This window comes from Citrobacter sp. RHB25-C09 (assembly GCF_013836145.1).
In the GTDB taxonomy this organism is placed as follows: Bacteria; Pseudomonadota; Gammaproteobacteria; order Enterobacterales; family Enterobacteriaceae; genus Citrobacter_A.
The window spans coordinates 1,410,529-1,428,226 of record NZ_CP057483.1 but is presented as its reverse complement, the minus strand read 5'-3'; the positions used below and the strand labels follow the sequence as shown (position 1 = coordinate 1,428,226).

The window sequence follows — 17,698 nt, the reverse complement described above, 5'->3', positions numbered from 1 at the left end:
CTATTCCATTTTTGAATAAGTGTAGACATAAGAGACAAAAAAACCGCCACATTCCTGTAGGCGGTTTTTATAAATTCTATTCTCTTAATAGAAATCGCAGGTGGCTTTTTCAGCCTGCTCCATCCACACCGGTTTATCGCTGGTTTTTGACCAGACACGGTGTAAATAGCTGTAGAAACGAGCGCGGTCTTTCCAGAACAACATGACCGGCAGCGCCAGCACTCCAGCCACGACGGCGAAAGTACGACGCAACAAAATGATATGTGCAGGATATTCTTTATAAAGATCCATCGCATTCTCCCCTTTAGTTTGTTCGGTGAAAGGCACCGGTAAAATGAATTTGGTTAACTGAGGAAAATAGTACCGCGTTGTATGTAATTTTTCTACTCATCCGACCACTTATTTTTGTCTATTTAAGCTTTATTTACATTCATCCCGTAATTAAGTTACAAAAAAGTTAAATTAATACTAATCATTAGTTAAGTAATGGTCTTTGCTATTTTTATACTTTTTTTACATCCCCTTCGGCGATTTTTGCAAAATTTTTGCAGGCGCCTGTTTACGCTCTGATTATCACCTTTATGCCACTGGAGGTTCACCGTGAGTGCAGGCGTGATAATCGGCATCGTGCTGATTTTCTTATTATTAGGTTACCTGGTGTATGCCTTGATCAATGCGGAGGCATTCTGATGGCCGCGCAGGGATTTTTACTCATTGCCAGCTTTTTGCTGATTTTATTTATCCTCGCCAAACCCTTAAGTGCGGGCCTGACGCGGTTTATCAACAACACGCCGTTACCCGCTACCGCAGGCGTTGAGCGCCTGCTGTGGCGAGCGCTGGGGATCTCAATGCACGAGATGAACTGGCTGCAATACCTGCTGGCGATCCTTGCCCTGAATGTGCTGGGGCTGGCGGTGCTGTTTGTCATGTTACTGTGCCAAAACGTGCTCCCGCTCAATCCGCAGCAGTTGCCGGGCCTCTCCTGGCATCTGGCGCTCAACACGGCGGTCAGCTTTGTTGCCAACACCAACTGGCAGTCTTACAGCGGGGAAACCACCGTAAGCTACTTCAGCCAGATGGCAGGCCTTGCCGTACAAAACTTCTTGTCTGCCGCCACCGGTATTGCCGTCGTGTTTGCGCTGATCCGCGCTTTTACGCGCCAGAGTATGAGCACGCTCGGTAATGCGTGGGTCGATCTGGTGCGAATTACGCTATGGATTCTGGCGCCGATCGCGCTCGTCATAGCCCTGTTTTTTGTGCAGCAAGGCAGCCTGCAAAACCTCCTGGCGTACCAGCCGGTGACCACGCTTGAAGGTGTGCATCAACTGATACCCATGGGGCCTGTTGCTTCGCAGGAAGCCATCAAAATGTTGGGTACCAACGGTGGAGGCTTCTTTAACGCCAACTCCGCGCACCCGTTTGAGAACCCGACTGCACTGACCAATATGGTGCAGATGCTGGCGATCTTTTTGATCCCTGCCGCGCTCTGTTTTGCCTTTGGCGACGCGGTGGGCGATCGCCGCCAGGGAAGAATGCTGCTATGGGCAATGTCGCTGATTTTTATCGTCTGCGTGGCGGTGGTGATGTGGGCTGAAGTCCAGGGCAATCCGCACCTGCTGCCGCTGGGCGCGGATTCCAGCCTCAACATGGAAGGCAAAGAGAGCCGTTTTGGCGTGCTGGTCAGCAGCCTGTTTGCGGTCGTCACGACGGCGGCCTCATGCGGCGCGGTCATTGCGATGCACGACTCTTTTACCGCGCTCGGTGGCATGGTGCCCATGTGGCTGATGCAGATCGGTGAAGTGGTGTTCGGCGGCGTCGGCTCCGGCCTCTACGGGATGCTGCTGTTCGTGCTGCTGGCGGTATTTATCGCCGGACTGATGATCGGCCGCACCCCGGAATATCTGGGGAAAAAAATCGACGTGCGCGAAATGAAAATGACCGCGCTGGCGATCCTGGTCACCCCTACCCTGGTCCTGCTCGGCACGGCACTCGCCATGATGACCGATGCGGGACGCAGCGCGATGCTCAATCCTGGTCCACATGGGTTTAGCGAAGTGTTGTATGCCGTCTCCTCTGCCGCCAACAACAACGGCAGCGCCTTTGGCGGCCTCAGCGCCAATACGCCGTTCTGGAACTGCCTGCTGGCCTTTTGCATGTTTATCGGCCGTTTTGGGGTCATCATCCCGGTGATGGCCATTGCCGGATCGCTGGTGTCCAAACAGCGTCAGCCCGCCAGTCCCGGTACCCTGTCTACCCACGGCGCGCTGTTTATCGGACTGTTGATCGGCACGGTGCTGTTAGTGGGCGCCCTGACCTTTATTCCTGCACTGGCGCTTGGCCCAGTTGCTGAACACCTTTCCTTACGCTGAGCGAAGTGGAGTTGAATGTTATGAGTCGCAAACAACTGGCGCTGTTCGAGCCGTCTCTGGTCGCTCGGGCGCTCATGGATGCTGTGAAAAAATTAAGCCCACATACCCAGTGGCGCAATCCGGTGATGTTCATCGTCTGGATCGGCAGTCTGCTGACTACGCTTATCGCCATTGCGATGGCGACCGGGCAGATGACCGGCAGCGCCCTGTTTACCGGGGCGATCAGCCTGTGGCTGTGGATCACCGTTCTGTTTGCCAACTTTGCCGAAGCGCTGGCCGAGGGGCGGAGTAAAGCGCAAGCCAACAGCCTCAAAGGGGTGAAGAAAACCGCTTTTGCCCGCAAACTGCGCGAAGCAAAGTATGGTGCGAAGATGGATCACGTTCCTGCCGATGAACTGCGTAAAGGCGATGTCGTGCTGGTCGAAGCAGGCGATATTATTCCCTGCGACGGCGAAGTGATTGAAGGTGGCGCATCGGTCGATGAAAGCGCCATTACCGGTGAGTCAGCTCCGGTGATCCGTGAATCCGGTGGCGATTTCGCCTCGGTGACCGGCGGGACGCGCATTCTCTCCGACTGGCTGGTGATCGTCTGTAGCGTCAACCCAGGAGAAACCTTCCTTGACCGAATGATCGCAATGGTCGAAGGCGCGCAGCGTCGCAAAACGCCAAATGAAATTGCCCTGACCATCCTGCTGATTGCCCTGACGATTGTCTTCTTGCTGGCGACCGCGACACTGTGGCCGTTTTCCGCCTGGGGAGGTCATGCGGTCAGCGTTACGGTACTGGTTGCTCTGTTGGTCTGCCTGATCCCGACCACGATCGGCGGATTACTGTCGGCGATTGGCGTTGCCGGGATGAGCCGTATGCTTGGCGCAAACGTCATCGCGACCAGCGGTCGCGCAGTGGAAGCCGCAGGCGATGTTGACGTGTTGCTGCTCGATAAAACTGGCACCATCACGCTCGGCAACCGTCAGGCTTCTGAGTTTCTTCCTGCCCAAGGGGTAGATGAAAAAACGCTGGCCGACGCCGCGCAGTTGTCCTCACTGGCAGATGAGACGCCGGAAGGTCGCAGCATCGTCATCCTTGCCAAGCAGCGCTTTAATCTGCGCGAACGCGATGTTCAGGCACTGCATGCGACCTTCGTCCCCTTCACGGCTCAAAGCCGGATGAGCGGCATTAACATCGATAACCGGATGATCCGCAAAGGTTCCGTCGATGCCATTCGCCGCCACGTTGAAGCGAACGGTGGGCAGTTTCCGGCAGATGTCGAGCAGAAAGTGGATAACGTTGCCCGGCTTGGCGCAACACCGCTGGTCGTGGTGGAAGGCGCCCGTGTGCTGGGGGTGATTGCCCTCAAAGATATCGTTAAAGGCGGCATTAAGGAGCGCTTTGCCCAGTTGCGCAAGATGGGCATCAAAACGGTGATGATCACGGGTGATAACCGCCTGACAGCGGCAGCTATTGCCGCTGAGGCGGGCGTGGACGATTTTCTTGCCGAAGCGACACCCGAAGCCAAGCTGGCGTTGATTCGCCAGTATCAAGCGGAAGGTCGTTTAGTGGCGATGACCGGTGACGGTACCAATGACGCCCCGGCGCTGGCTCAGGCTGATGTGGCGGTGGCGATGAACTCCGGTACTCAGGCGGCAAAAGAAGCGGGCAATATGGTGGATCTCGACTCGAACCCGACCAAACTCATTGAAGTGGTGCATATCGGTAAACAGATGCTGATGACGCGCGGCTCGCTGACCACCTTCAGTATCGCCAACGACGTAGCGAAATACTTTGCCATTATTCCGGCCGCCTTCGCCGCGACTTACCCGCAGTTGAATGCATTGAATATTATGCGTCTGCATTCGCCGGATTCCGCCATTCTGAGCGCGGTAATTTTTAATGCGCTGATCATTATCTTTCTGATCCCTCTGGCGCTGCGGGGGGTGAGCTATAAGCCGCTCTCGGCCTCCGCGATGCTGCGTCGGAACCTGTGGATTTACGGCCTGGGCGGTCTGGTTGTTCCGTTCATCGGTATCAAATTGATTGATTTACTGCTGACCTTTTTGGCTCTGGTGTGAGGTGTACAATGCGTAGTTTACGTCCTCTGTTCTCAACCTTGATTTTCCTGATGCTGTTAACCGGTGGGGTCTACCCTCTCCTCACCACCGCACTTGCGCAATGGTGGTTCCCGCATCAGGCTAACGGTTCACTGATCGCTGAGGGCGGCGTCGTACGCGGCTCCGCGCTTATCGGACAGAACTTTACCGACGAGGGTTATTTTCAGGGGCGGCCGTCCGCCACTGCCGATATGCCCTACAATCCAATGGCTTCTGGCGGCAGTAATCTTGCAGCCAGCAATCCGGAGCTGGAGAAACAGTTCCAGAGCCGTGTCGCCGCTTTGCGCGCCGCCAACCCGCAGGTCAGCGGTCCGATCCCGGTAGAACTGTTAACCGCCTCTGGCAGCGGTCTGGATTACAGCCTGACGCCCGCTGCGGTTGCCTGGCAAATTCCCCGCGTGGCAAACGCCCGTCATCTCACCATTGAACAAGTGACGCAACTGGTTGCAAAATATACGCAGAAGCCCTTGCTGAGTTTTCTTGGTCAGCCTGTGGTAAACCTTGTGGAACTCAATTTAGCGCTGGATAAGCTCTGATGGTGAATGAACCTGTACGTCCGGACCCCGATCGCCTGCTGGAGCAAACGTCGGCCCCTCATCGTGGAAAGCTAAAAATTTTCTTCGGTGCCTGTGCGGGCGTCGGGAAAACCTGGGCGATGCTCGCAGAAGCCCAGCGGCTGCGCGCACAGGGGCTGGACATTTTGATTGGGGTTGTGGAAACCCATGGACGTAAAGAGACAGCCGCCCTGCTGGACGGTCTGACGATCCTGCCGCCGAAACGCCATGCCCGCCACGGGCGCCATATCAGCGAATTCGATCTGGACGCCGCCCTCGCCCGCCGTCCGGCGCTAATTTTAATGGACGAACTGGCGCACAGTAATGCGCCAGGCTCGCGTCACCCTAAGCGCTGGCAGGACATTGAAGAGTTACTGGAAGCGGGCATCGACGTATTTACCACGGTCAACGTTCAGCATCTGGAGAGTCTGAACGACGTGGTGAGCGGTGTGACGGGGATTCAGGTACGTGAAACCGTACCCGATCCCTTTTTCGATGCAGCCAACGAAGTGGTCCTCGTCGACCTGCCGCCGGACGACCTGCGCCAGCGGCTGAAAGAAGGGAAAGTCTATATTGCTGGTCAGGCTGAACGTGCCATCGAGCATTTTTTCCGCAAGGGTAACTTAATCGCCCTGCGTGAAATGGCGCTGCGCCGTACGGCCGATCGAGTCGACGATCAGATGCGCGCATGGCGAGGGCATCCCGGCGAAGAGAAGGTCTGGCACACCCGCGACGCGATTCTGCTCTGCATCGGTCACAATACCGGAAGCGAAAAACTGGTGCGCACCGCCGCGCGTCTGGCGTCACGACTGGGCATCGTCTGGCACGCTGTTTACGTCGAAACGCCCACGCTGCACCGCCTACCGGAAAAGCAGCGCCGAGATATTCTCAGCGCCCTGCGCCTGGCCCAGGAACTCGGGGCTGAAACCGCCACGCTTTCCGACCCCAACGAAGAAAAAGCCGTAGTTCGCTACGCCCGTGAACATAACCTCGGCAAGATTGTGCTCGGGCGGACCACAACACGCCGTTGGTGGCACCGAAACGCTTTCGCTGACCGTCTGGCGAAACGCGCGCCGGAACTGGACCTGATGGTTGTCGCGCTGGATGATCCACCGGTTCGCACTCTCTCCGCTGTAGCGGATACGCGGACGTTTAAAGACAAATGGCGGGTACAAATTCAGGGTTGCCTGGTTGCCGTCGCTCTTTGTGCGTTAACGACCTTTATTGCCAGCGAGTGGCTGGCCGCCTTTGATGCCGCTAATCTGGTGATGCTGTATCTGCTGGGCGTGGTGGTGATCGCCCTTTTCTACGGACGCTGGCCTTCGGTGTTTGCCACCGTGATTAGCGTGATCAGCTTTGACCTGTTTTTCATTGCCCCACGCGGCACGCTTGCCGTCTCAGACGTGCAGTATTTACTCACCTTTGCCGTTATGCTGACAGTCGGTCTTTTGGTCGGGAACCTGACCGCAGGTGTGCGTTACCAGGCACGGGTCGCCCGCTATCGGGAACAACGCACGCGCCATCTGTATGAAATGTCAAAAGCCCTGGCGATGGGTCGCAGTCAACGCGACATCGCCGTCACCAGCGAGCGGTTTATCGCCTCCACATTTCATGCCCGTAGCCAGTTGTTGTTGCCGGATGAACACGGCAAACTCGTTCCGCTGACCCACCAGCAGGGAATAACGCCCTGGGACGATGCCATAGCCCGCTGGAGTTTTGATAAAGGCTTACCGGCAGGTGCCGGAACCGACACCCTGCCCGGGGTGCCGTATCAAATTTTGCCCCTGCGCAGCGCGGACAAAACGCATGGTTTGGTCGTCGTTGAACCGGGTAACCTGCGCCAGTTAATGATCCCGGAGCAACAGCGACTGCTGGAAACGTTTACCCTGCTGGTCGCAAACGCGCTGGAGCGCCTGACCCTGACCGCCAGCGAGGAGCTGGCGCGTCTGGCAAGCGAACGTGAAAGTCTACGCAACGCCCTGCTCGCCGCCCTTTCCCATGACCTGCGTACGCCGTTGACGGTGCTATTTGGTCAGGCGGAAATCCTTACCCTCGATCTGGCAAGCGCAGGTTCTCCGCATGCGAAACAGGCCAGCGAGATTCGCCAGCACGTGCTCAATACCACCCGACTGGTAAACAATTTACTGGATATGGCGCGGATTCAGTCCGGCGGTTTTAACCTGAATAAAGAGTGGCTGACGCTGGAAGAAGTGGTCGGCAGCGCACTGAAAATGCTGGAACCTGGACTGGCACATCCCATCAATCTGTCGCTGCCGGAACCGCTGACGCTCATTCACGTCGACGGCCCGCTGTTTGAACGGGTCCTGATTAACCTGCTGGAGAATGCCATCAAGTATGCTGGTCCGCAGGCTGAAATCGGCATTGATGCGCACGTCGCAGGCGATCATCTGCAACTTGACGTCTGGGACAATGGGCCGGGTATTGCCGAGGGCCAACAGCAGCTTATCTTCGATAAGTTCGCCAGAGGCAACAAAGAGTCTGCCGTTCCGGGCGTCGGATTAGGACTGGCGATTTGCCGGGCGATTGTGGAAGTTCATGGTGGAACGATTGCCGTCTCTAATCGTCCTCAGGGCGGGGCCTGTTTCCGTGTTACACTGGTACAAGAGGCACCGCCTGAACTTGAAGATTTTCATGAGGATATGTGACAAACGTTCTGATTGTTGAGGATGAACAGGCTATTCGTCGCTTTCTGCGCGCCGCGCTGGAAGGTGATGGGCTACGCGTACACGAAGCCGACACACTGCAGCGCGGTCTGCTGGAAGCGGCAACGCGCAAACCCGATCTCATTATTCTCGATCTGGGTCTTCCGGACGGTGACGGTCTTGATTTTATTCGCGACCTGCGTCAGTGGAGCGCGGTTCCGGTAATTGTGCTATCTGCCCGCAGCGAAGAGAGCGATAAGATCGCCGCACTCGACGCAGGGGCCGATGACTATCTGAGCAAACCGTTTGGCATTGGTGAACTGCAGGCGCGTCTGCGGGTGGCCCTGCGGCGTCACTCGGCGACCGCCTCCCCCGACCCCATTTTTCGCTTTGCTGATGTGCAGGTGGATCTTGCCGCGCACCGCATTCAGCGCGACGGTAATGACGTTCATCTGACGCCCATTGAGTTTCGCCTACTGGCGGTGATGCTCAATAATGCCGGGAAAGTCCTCACCCAACGGCAGCTGTTAAGCCAGGTGTGGGGACCCAATGCGGTCGAACACAGTCACTATTTGCGTATTTATATGGGGCATCTTCGCCAGAAGCTGGAGCACGATCCCGCGCGGCCCCGCCATTTCATTACGGAAACCGGCATAGGTTATCGATTCATGCCGTGAATGATTATTCATTATTTTTAAATAAGTTTTAAATTCATGTTTTATTAATTTGAGTTTGGAAAATAATAATATTTCGCGACTAGGTAAATTCTTATTAAAATAAATAACCACAACAAAACAACAAATCAATAACAAAACAGAAGCAGATAGATAAATATAGGATTTATGCGACTAATTATTTCTGGAATGATCGGTTTTTATTGATCCCCTTCACAGTTTATGCCGTTTTCCTGGATAAAATACCCTCACCTTCTACTTATAAAGGAAAGGTAATCAAAATGGAAAATAATATCCGTACAATGCCTCACATTAGGCGGACAACGCATATTATGATGTTTGCCCACCGTAACAGCTTCGACTTTCATTTCTTTAATGCCCGGTAGTCTTCTGACTATAGGGCACTCCAGTATACAGGTCTTCCTGACACTCTGTATCGCAGGCTAACGCCTGTATCTCTCAGTGCTCTCTCTGCGTAAACCTTGATTTTCCTGTAGCCGGACAGGCGGGGTTTCTTGCATCCAAAATAAAAGCTATTCACTGATTTATTCAATCAGCGGGACGCATTTTATTTCTATTCCGGAGTTATCAATTTCTCTGTTGAGAAATTGAGGGCCTGCTATTATCTGAAATAAAGAGATGAATAATGTCTGAATTAAAAATTGCCGTAAGTCGTTCCTGCCCTGACTGTTTTCCCAGCCATCGTTCCATTGTGAATGTGGACGAGAGTAATTTTATTGACGTGGCCGCTGTGGTGCTGTCTGTCAATGATATTGAACGTGGAAAACTCGATGAAATCGATGCGACCGGCTACGGTATTCCTGTTTTTATCGCGACTGAAAATGAAGAGCGCGTTCCGGCAGAATACCTGCCGCGTATCTCTGGCGTATTCGAATGCAATGAAGCCCGTACCGCCTTCTATGGTCGGCAGTTAGAAACCGCAGCCAACCACTATGAAACCCAGCTGCGTCCGCCGTTCTTCCGTGCACTGGTTGACTATGTGAATCAGGGAAACAGTGCCTTTGACTGCCCGGGTCACCAGGGCGGCGAGTTTTTCCGTCGTCACCCGGCGGGTAATCAGTTCGTTGAATACTTTGGCGAAGCGCTTTTCCGCTCTGACCTGTGTAATGCCGACGTGGCGATGGGCGACCTGCTGATCCACGAAGGCGCACCGTGCATCGCTCAGCAGCACGCAGCAAAAGTGTTCAATGCTGATAAAACCTACTTTGTGCTGAACGGAACTTCATCGTCAAACAAAGTGGTGCTTAATGCGCTACTGACCCCTGGCGATCTGGTGCTGTTTGACCGTAACAACCATAAATCAAACCATCACGGCGCGTTATTGCAGGCGGGTGCCACACCGGTTTACCTCGAAACCGCGCGTAACCCGTATGGCTTTATCGGCGGGATCGACGCCCACTGCTTTGAAGAAAGCTACCTGCGAGAACTGGTCAGCGAAGTGGCCCCGCAGCGCTCCCGCGACGCGCGTCCTTTCCGCCTGGCCGTGATTCAGTTAGGTACCTACGACGGCACGATTTATAATCGCCCGTCAGGTGGTGGATAAAATTGGTCATTTGTGCGACTACATCCTGTTCGACTCCGCGTGGGTAGGCTACGAGCAGTTTATTCCGATGATGGCGGATTGCTCTCCGCTGCTGCTGGAACTGAACGAAAACGATCCGGGTATTCTGGTGACGCAGTCTGTTCACAAGCAGCAGGCCGGGTTCTCACAAACCTCGCAAATCCACAAAAAAGACAGTCATATCAAAGGACAGTCACGCTATGTTCCGCATAAACGTATGAACAACGCGTTTATGATGCATGCGTCCACCAGCCCGTTCTATCCGCTGTTTGCAGCGCTGGACATTAACGCCAAAATGCACGAGGGCGTTAGCGGTCGTAATATGTGGATGGACTGCGTCGCGAACGGCATCGACGCGCGTAAGCTGATCCTCGAAAACTGCCACCATATCCGTCCGTTTGTACCGGAAATGGTCGACGGCAAACCGTGGCATTCTTATCCGACAGCGGAAATTGCCAACGACCTGCGCTTCTTCCACTTTGTGCCGGGCGAAAGCTGGCATGCGTTCGAAGGTTACGCGGAGCATCAGTACTTTGTTGACCCGTGCAAACTGCTGCTGACGACGCCGGGTATCAACGCACGTAACGGCGAATACGACACCTTCGGGGTGCCGGCAACGATTCTGGCAAACTTCCTGCGCGAAAACGGCGTAGTGCCGGAAAAATGCGACCTCAACTCGATCCTGTTCCTGCTGACCCCGGCGGAAGACATGGCGAAGTTGCAGCAACTCGTTGCGCTGTTAGTCCGCTTCGAAAAACTGCTGGAGTCCGATGCGCCGCTCGCCGATGTGCTTCCTTCTCTTTATAAGCAGCACGAAGCGCGTTACGCCGGTTACACCCTGCGTCAGCTGTGCCAGGAAATGCACAATCTGTATGCCCGTCACAACGTGAAGCAGTTGCAGAAAGAGATGTTCCGTAAAGCGCATTTCCCGCGCGTCAGCATGAATCCGCAGGATGCCAACTATGCCTACCTGCGTGGCGAAGTGGATCTGGTTCCGCTGCCGGAAGCCGAAGGCCGCATTGCCGCAGAAGGTGCCCTGCCTTATCCGCCGGGCGTGCTGTGTGTTGTTCCGGGTGAAGTCTGGGGCGGTGCGGTGCTGCGTTACTTCAGCGCGCTGGAAGAAGGGATCAACCTGCTGCCGGGCTTTGCGCCGGAACTGCAGGGCGTTTACATCGAAGAACGTGACGGTCGCAAACAGGTGTGGTGCTACGTGATTAAACCGCGTGAAGCACAGAACGGCCTGTTGAAAGGAGAAGCATTATGAGTAAGGCCAAATCCAATAAAATGGGCGTGATGCAGCTCACCATCCTGACGATGGTCAATATGATGGGCTCCGGTATCATCATGCTCCCGACCAAACTGGCAGAAGTCGGTACGATTTCGATTATCTCCTGGCTGGTGACCGCAATAGGTTCGATGGCGCTGGCCTGGGCCTTTGCCAAATGCGGTATGTTTAGCCGTAAGTCTGGCGGAATGGGCGGTTATGCGGAGTACGCGTTCGGTAAGTCCGGCAACTTTATGGCGAACTACACCTACGGGGTGTCGCTGCTGATTGCCAACGTCGCTATCGCGATTTCTGCGGTGGGCTACGGTACCGAGCTTTTTGGTGCCACCCTCTCCCCAGTGCAAATCGGCCTCGCCACCATTGGTGTGCTGTGGATCTGTACGGTCGCTAACTTCGGTGGCGCACGTATCACCGGGCAGATCAGTAGCATCACCGTCTGGGGCGTGATCATTCCGGTTGTCGGTCTGTGCATCATCGGCTGGTTCTGGTTCAGCCCAACGCTGTACGCCAACTCCTGGAACCCGCATCATGTGCCGTTCTTTACTGCGGTTGGTTCATCTATTGCGATGACGCTGTGGGCATTCCTCGGTCTGGAATCTGCGTGTGCTAACGCCGAAGTCGTGGAAAACCCAGAAAAGAATGTACCGATTGCGGTACTGGGCGGAACGCTGGGCGCGGCGGTGATCTACATCGTCTCGACTAACGTGATTGCCGGGATTGTACCAAACATGGATCTGGCAAACTCTACCGCACCGTTTGGTCTGGCGTTTGCGCAGATGTTCACCCCGGAAGTGGGTAAAGTGATCATGGCGCTGATGATTATGTCCTGCTGCGGTTCACTGCTGGGCTGGCAGTTCACCATTGCGCAGGTGTTTAAATCCTCTGCGGACGAAGGTTACTTCCCGAAAATCTTCTCTCGCGTTACAAAAGTGGATGCTCCGGTACAGGGGATGCTGACCATCGTTGTGATTCAGAGTGGTTTGTCGCTGATGACCATCAGCCCGTCGCTGAACAGTCAGTCTAACGTGCTGGTAAACCTGGCCGTGGTGACCAATATCATTCCGTACATTCTGTCGATGGCGGCGCTGGTGATTATTCAGCGCGTCGCGAACGTTCCCCCTTCAAAAGCGAAGATGGCGAACTTCGTGGCGTTTATTGGTGCGATGTACAGCTTCTATGCGCTCTACTCTTCCGGCGAAGAAGCGATGCTGTATGGCTCTATCGTGACCTTCCTCGGCTGGACGCTGTACGGCCTGGTATCTCCACGCTTTGAGCTGAAGAATAAGCACGGTTGATATTTCAAAACAAGGCCGGATGGCGCTACGCTTATCCGGCCTACGTACCCACAAAAAAGGCGCCTTCCGGCGCCTTTTTATTTCACAACAATTTATGCGTTTTTCAGCACTTCGCTGACAATCTCAACCGCTTCTTTCTCAATCTGCTTGCGATGTTCTTCGCCGAGGAAGCTTTCACAGTAGATCTTATACGCATCTTCCGTGCCAGACGGACGCGCCGCAAACCAGCCGTTGTCGGTCATCACCTTCAGCCCGCCAATCGAAGCGCCGTTGCCCGGTGCAGCGGTCAGGCGTGCGGTGATTGGGTCACCGGCCAGCGTACTGGCGCTCACCATTTCCGGAGACAGTTTCGACAGCGCGGCCTTCTGCGCGGATGTCGCGCCAGCCTGCAGACGGTTATAGCTTGGTGCGCCGAAACGGGCTGCCAATTCGTTGTAGTGCTCCTGCGGGTTCTTACCGGTAACCGCGGTGATTTCCGCCGCCAGCAGGCACATGATGATCCCGTCTTTGTCCGTAGACCACGGCGTACCGTCGAAGCGCAGGAAAGAGGCGCCCGCGCTCTCTTCGCCACCAAAGCCGAAGCTGCCGTCAAACAGACCGTCAACGAACCATTTAAAGCCAACCGGAACTTCTACCAGCTTACGGCCCAGGTCGTTAACCACGCGGTCAATCATCGCCGAAGACACCAGCGTTTTACCGACAGCCACCTCTTTGCCCCACTGCGGGCGATGCTGGAACAGGTAGTTGATCGCCACCGCCAGATAGTGGTTCGGGTTCATCAGCCCCGCCGGGGTTACGATGCCATGACGGTCGTAATCCGGGTCGTTTGCGAACGCCAAATCGAACTTATCACGCAGCGCCAACAGCCCAGCCATCGCACATTCAGAGGAGCAGTCCATGCGGATCGCGCCATCTTTATCGAGATGCATAAAGCGGAAAGTCTGATCGACCTGGTCGTTAACGATGGTCAGGTTGAGTTTGTAATGTTCACCAATACGCTTCCAGTATTCGATACCGGAACCACCCAGCGGATCCACGCCCAGCGTCAGGCCGGCTTTCTGGATCGCCGCCATATCGACGATGTCCGCCAACCCTTCAATGAAAGGCTGCACCAGATCCTGTTCTTTAACATGACCGGAGGCCAGCGCCGCATCCAGAGAGAGACGTTTCACCCCTTTCAGGCCATCTGCCAGTAATGCATTCGCGCGGTCTTCCACGACTTTAGTGACGTCGGTATCCGCAGGGCCGCCGTTAGGTGGATTGTATTTAATGCCACCATCTTCCGGTGGGTTATGCGACGGGGTGATGACGATACCATCCGCCAGCGCTCCGCCCTTTTTGTTATGGACCAGGATTGCGTTTGAGACGGCAGGCGTTGGCGTAAAACCGTTGTTCTCCTGAACAATCACGTCCACCCCGTTTGCCGCAAGCACTTCCAGCACCGAAATAAACGCCGGTTCGGAGAGTGCGTGAGTATCTTTACCCACATAGCAAGGACCGGTAATGCCGTTTTTCGCGCGCTCTTCGGCAATCGCCTGCGCAATCGCCAGAATATGCGGTTCATTGAAGCTATGGCGACCTGCACTGCCACGGTGTCCGGAGGTACCGAATTTCACCGCGTGTTCAGCATTCCCTGCTTCTGGTTTCAGTACATAATATTGCGCCGTCAGTTGGGCGACGTTAATCAAATCACTTTGTTGCGCAGGCTGTCCTGCACGGTTGTGGATTGCCATTGCCTGGTCCTTCTTTGCAAGGGTTAAATTGTTCCGCAAACCTTCTCAATCAATTCCGTCGGGAATTGCATTGACTGCATGATGTGTTCAATCATGCTGCATTTACGGCCAGTGTTGGTGTTGGTAATCACCCAATACGGCGTACCGGGTACGTGTTTCGGTTTGGTCTGATTACCATTTTTCAGCAGCGTCTGTTCGTCCGCCGCAAAATAGACGCGCGTTCTGCCATGCAACGATTCCGTTGCATCGGCAAAGGCGTGCGGATCCAGTGAATAAAGTGTAGACAGTACCAGCATGAAGCGATTGACCGCTCTCTTCTGTTCTGCGTATTCGTCAGACAGAAGCATTTCACGCATGGCGCGCACTTTATCCTTTACAGGATTGACGGGTTTCGCTTCCACAGCCACAGGTTGCTGCGCGCGAACCTCTTTTGCCGCTGAGGCGACAGGCTGTGATGCGGCGGAAAACTTCAACATGCGCCGTAAAATTTCGGATGCGCTCTCGCCGATATGCTTGGTGTGGCTGGCAATATAGCTATAGAGTTCATCATCGACTTCAATCGTTTTCATCTTAATCCAGTGCGGTGTCTTATCTGAATACAAGTCGTCAGGATTATCTGAACACAGTGTAAAGGCAAATCCTGACAGCGGATAGCGTCAAACCTGGCTGAACGTAAAACTCGGAGTAAACCGTAATGGTTGCAGCCCAGTTGTAGAATGGTCAACATAATACCCTAACCCGACGAAGCGAAAAAAAGAACTTTGCCATGAAATTGAATATCCGAGCGCAATCTGCACAAAACCTGCACAATAATTCTCCCATCGTCCTGGTTCACGGTCTGTTTGGCAGTCTGGATAATCTCGGCGTCCTGGCGCGCGACCTGGTAAACGACCACGATGTTATTCAGGTCGACATGCGCAACCACGGCCTGTCGCCCCGCGATCCGCAAATGAACTACGCGGTTATGGCGCAGGATCTGCTGGATACGCTGGATGCCCAGCAGATCGACAAAGCCACCTTTATTGGTCACTCAATGGGTGGCAAAGCGGTAATGGCGCTGACCGCATTAGCACCGGAGCGAGTCGATAAGTTAGTGGCAATCGATATTGCGCCGGTGGATTACCCTGTCCGCCGCCACGATGAAATTTTCACGGCCATCAACGCGGTAACGGCATCGGAGGCGCAAACCCGGCAGCAGGCGGCTGTGGTGATGCGCGAGCATCTTAACGAAGAAGGGGTGATTCAGTTTTTGCTGAAATCCTGGGCTGACGGCGAGTGGCGCTTTAACGTTCCGGTGCTGTGGGAGCAATACCCGCATATCGTCGGCTGGGAGACAATCCCGGCCTGGGACCACCCGGCGCTGTTTATTCCCGGCGGCAACTCCCCTTATGTCACCGAAGCGTATCGCGCCGACCTGCTCGCCCAGTTTCCGCAGGCGCGAGCCCACGTGATTGCCGGTGCGGGTCACTGGGTACATGCAGAAAAGCCCGAGGCTGTCCTGCGCGCCATCCGTCGTTATCTGAACGACACGGCGAACTGATTAAAAACTCGGCGTCCGTGCGCGATTACGCGCGCGAACGTTGGCGCGCCCCACTCGCTGATGTATGATGGCGCGCTATCCATCCGGGCTGACGCCCGACTGATTGTTCCCCCGAAATCACCAGGATCATGGCCAAAGAACAAACGGACCGTACGACATTAGATCTGTTCGCGCACGAGCGTCGTCCGGGAAGACCCAAAACCAATCCGCTTTCGCGCGATGAACAGCTGCGCATTAATAAGCGTAACCAGCTAAAACGCGACAAAGTTCGTGGCCTTAAGCGTGTCGAACTTAAGCTCAACGCGGAAGCCGTTGACGCCTTAAACGAACTGGCAGAATCCCGTAACATAAGTCGCAGCGAGCTGATTGAAGAAATGCTGATGTCCCAACTGGCAGCCTTGCGCAGTCAGACTCAGGGCTAGAAACCTCACATCCTCCACTTTCGTGTAGCATGAAGTGCACTCCTGCACGTTTGCTATTTCCGCATACCTGACTGTTCTGCTATGATTGCCCTTATCTGTGGGCAATTCGCCCCAACCATTTCAATGAGTTTCAAGAGGTTACTTCACTCATGGCAATCACTGGCATCTTTTTCGGCAGCGACACCGGGAATACCGAAAATATCGCAAAAATGATTCAGAAACAGCTTGGTAAAGACGTTGCTGATGTTCATGACATTGCTAAAAGCAGCAAAGAAGACCTGGAAGGGTATGACATTCTGCTGCTCGGCATCCCAACCTGGTACTACGGCGAAGCGCAATGCGACTGGGATGACTTCTTTCCGACCCTCGAAGAAGTTGATTTCAATGGCAAACTGGTGGCTCTTTTCGGCTGTGGCGACCAGGAAGATTATGCAGAATACTTCTGCGACGCGTTAGGAACTATTCGCGACATCATTGAGCCGCGCGGCGCAACCATCGTGGGTCACTGGCCGACGGCGGGTTACCACTTCGAAGCGTCTAAAGGTCTGGCAGATGACGACCATTTTGTCGGTCTGGCCATTGATGAAGATCGCCAGCCGGAGTTGACCGCTGAGCGCGTGGAAAAATGGGTAAAACAGATTTCCGAAGAATTGCATCTCGACGAAATTATTAACGCCTGATGTTATGCGGCGTAAACATGGTTTGCGCCGCATCAATAGACAGAACCAATCAAAATAATTGCTACAAATTTGTAACTTCCTTGCCCATCCCTGTACAATATGCAGGAGTTATTAGGTGGCGCTCTCATTTCCAGGCAATACCTCGTTATTATTAACATTTGCCAGAGCCTTGCGGTTTTCATTTAGACACGGCAGTCCTATAATGAATCGCAATATCTCGAGTGCAATTTCTGTCACTTCTTGTATGAAGTGAATCGTTTAGCAACAGGACAGATTCCGCATGACTGACAACAATACCGCATTAAAGAAGGCTGGCCTGAAAGTAACGCTTCCACGTTTGAAAATTTTGGAAGTTCTTCAGGGCCCGGAAAACCATCACGTCAGTGCGGAAGATTTATACAAACGACTGATCGACATGGGTGAAGAAATTGGTCTGGCGACCGTTTATCGCGTGCTGAACCAGTTTGATGACGCCGGTATCGTAACCCGCCACAATTTTGAAGGCGGCAAATCCGTTTTTGAACTGACGCAGCAACATCATCACGATCACCTGATCTGCCTTGACTGTGGGAAAGTGATCGAGTTCAGCGACGATTCTATCGAAGCGCGCCAACGTGAGATCGCGTCAAAGCATGGTATTCGTTTAACGAACCATAGCCTCTATCTCTACGGGCACTGCGCCGAAGGCGATTGCCGCGAAGATGAACAGGCGCACAACGCGAAATAAGTCACTGTATTCATAAAAGCCAACCTTAGGGTTGGTTTTTTTATGCCCAATAAAAGACCCGCAGAA

General features: G+C 54.3%; 15 protein-coding genes and 1 pseudogene. 13 read left to right on the top strand and 3 right to left on the bottom strand.

The features are described 5' to 3' along the window. Nucleotides 1–84: 84 nt before the first annotated feature. Entirely contained in the window at nucleotides 85–291 is a 207-nt protein-coding gene (locus HVY19_RS06625; protein WP_181683549.1) for a YbfA family protein, read from the bottom strand. Nucleotides 292–600: 309 nt separating this feature from the next. Here HVY19_RS06625 and kdpF point away from each other — a divergent pair, with 309 nt between their 5' ends. The 9 genes and pseudogenes from kdpF to potE all read left to right on the top strand — a co-directional run bounded on the left by kdpF (nucleotide 601) and on the right by potE (nucleotide 12,530). Beyond that, nucleotides 601–690 (top strand): K(+)-transporting ATPase subunit F, encoded by a 90-nt coding sequence (kdpF, locus tag HVY19_RS06620; protein WP_042285393.1) that lies wholly within the window; start codon nucleotides 601–603, stop codon nucleotides 688–690. Further along, a complete protein-coding gene (gene kdpA, locus HVY19_RS06615) occupies nucleotides 690–2,369 on the top strand; it encodes a potassium-transporting ATPase subunit KdpA (RefSeq protein WP_181683548.1) in 1,680 nt (559 codons plus the stop codon). Before kdpF ends, kdpA begins: the two co-directional genes overlap by 1 nt. Nucleotides 2,370–2,389: 20 nt before the next feature. Next, the gene (gene kdpB / locus HVY19_RS06610) at nucleotides 2,390–4,438 is read left to right on the top strand and encodes a potassium-transporting ATPase subunit KdpB (RefSeq protein ID WP_181683547.1); all 2,049 of its coding nucleotides are present in this window, start codon (nucleotides 2,390–2,392) and stop codon (nucleotides 4,436–4,438) included. Nucleotides 4,439–4,446: 8 nt separating this feature from the next. Further along, the gene (kdpC, locus tag HVY19_RS06605; protein WP_181683546.1) at nucleotides 4,447–5,013 is read left to right on the top strand and encodes a potassium-transporting ATPase subunit KdpC; all 567 of its coding nucleotides are present in this window, start codon (nucleotides 4,447–4,449) and stop codon (nucleotides 5,011–5,013) included. Continuing rightward, the gene (gene kdpD, locus HVY19_RS06600; protein WP_181683545.1) at nucleotides 5,013–7,697 is read left to right on the top strand and encodes a two-component system sensor histidine kinase KdpD; all 2,685 of its coding nucleotides are present in this window, start codon (nucleotides 5,013–5,015) and stop codon (nucleotides 7,695–7,697) included. Before kdpC ends, kdpD begins: the two co-directional genes overlap by 1 nt. Beyond that, nucleotides 7,694–8,371, top strand: coding sequence for a two-component system response regulator KdpE (kdpE, locus tag HVY19_RS06595; protein ID WP_181683544.1), 678 nt, complete (start codon nucleotides 7,694–7,696; stop codon nucleotides 8,369–8,371). Before kdpD ends, kdpE begins: the two co-directional genes overlap by 4 nt. Before the next feature lie 278 nt (nucleotides 8,372–8,649). Beyond that, a complete protein-coding gene (gene speFL, locus HVY19_RS06590; protein WP_181683543.1) occupies nucleotides 8,650–8,754 on the top strand; it encodes a leader peptide SpeFL in 105 nt (34 codons plus the stop codon). Nucleotides 8,755–9,014: 260 nt separating this feature from the next. After that, nucleotides 9,015–11,214: pseudogene (speF, locus tag HVY19_RS06585) on the top strand (ornithine decarboxylase SpeF). Then, nucleotides 11,211–12,530: a putrescine-ornithine antiporter gene (gene potE / locus HVY19_RS06580; RefSeq protein WP_181683542.1), complete on the top strand. Its 1,320-nt coding sequence runs from the start codon at nucleotides 11,211–11,213 to the stop codon at nucleotides 12,528–12,530. Before speF ends, potE begins: the two are co-directional and overlap by 4 nt. A 92-nt stretch (nucleotides 12,531–12,622) precedes the next feature. Here the strand turns inward: potE and pgm are convergent, their stop codons facing one another. Together pgm and seqA are read right to left on the bottom strand one after the other, a co-directional pair. After that, the gene (gene pgm / locus HVY19_RS06575) at nucleotides 12,623–14,263 is read right to left on the bottom strand and encodes a phosphoglucomutase (alpha-D-glucose-1,6-bisphosphate-dependent) (RefSeq protein ID WP_181683541.1); all 1,641 of its coding nucleotides are present in this window, start codon (nucleotides 14,261–14,263) and stop codon (nucleotides 12,623–12,625) included. A gap of 23 nt (nucleotides 14,264–14,286) precedes the next feature. Further along, on the bottom strand, nucleotides 14,287–14,832 hold the full coding sequence (gene seqA / locus HVY19_RS06570; protein ID WP_181683540.1) for a replication initiation negative regulator SeqA: 546 nt from the start codon (nucleotides 14,830–14,832) through the stop codon (nucleotides 14,287–14,289). Nucleotides 14,833–15,029: 197 nt separating this feature from the next. Between seqA and ybfF the strand changes: the two genes are divergently transcribed. From ybfF to fur, 4 genes are all read left to right on the top strand, one after another. Further along, nucleotides 15,030–15,803, top strand: coding sequence for an esterase (gene ybfF, locus HVY19_RS06565; RefSeq protein ID WP_181683539.1), 774 nt, complete (start codon nucleotides 15,030–15,032; stop codon nucleotides 15,801–15,803). 128 nt (nucleotides 15,804–15,931) lie between these two features. Beyond that, on the top strand, nucleotides 15,932–16,225 hold the full coding sequence (ybfE, locus tag HVY19_RS06560) for a LexA regulated protein (RefSeq protein ID WP_181683538.1): 294 nt from the start codon (nucleotides 15,932–15,934) through the stop codon (nucleotides 16,223–16,225). 149 nt (nucleotides 16,226–16,374) lie between these two features. Continuing rightward, the gene (fldA, locus tag HVY19_RS06555; protein ID WP_181683537.1) at nucleotides 16,375–16,905 is read left to right on the top strand and encodes a flavodoxin FldA; all 531 of its coding nucleotides are present in this window, start codon (nucleotides 16,375–16,377) and stop codon (nucleotides 16,903–16,905) included. Nucleotides 16,906–17,185: 280 nt separating this feature from the next. Next, the gene (fur, locus tag HVY19_RS06550) at nucleotides 17,186–17,632 is read left to right on the top strand and encodes a ferric iron uptake transcriptional regulator (protein ID WP_181683536.1); all 447 of its coding nucleotides are present in this window, start codon (nucleotides 17,186–17,188) and stop codon (nucleotides 17,630–17,632) included. Nucleotides 17,633–17,698 lie beyond the last annotated feature (66 nt).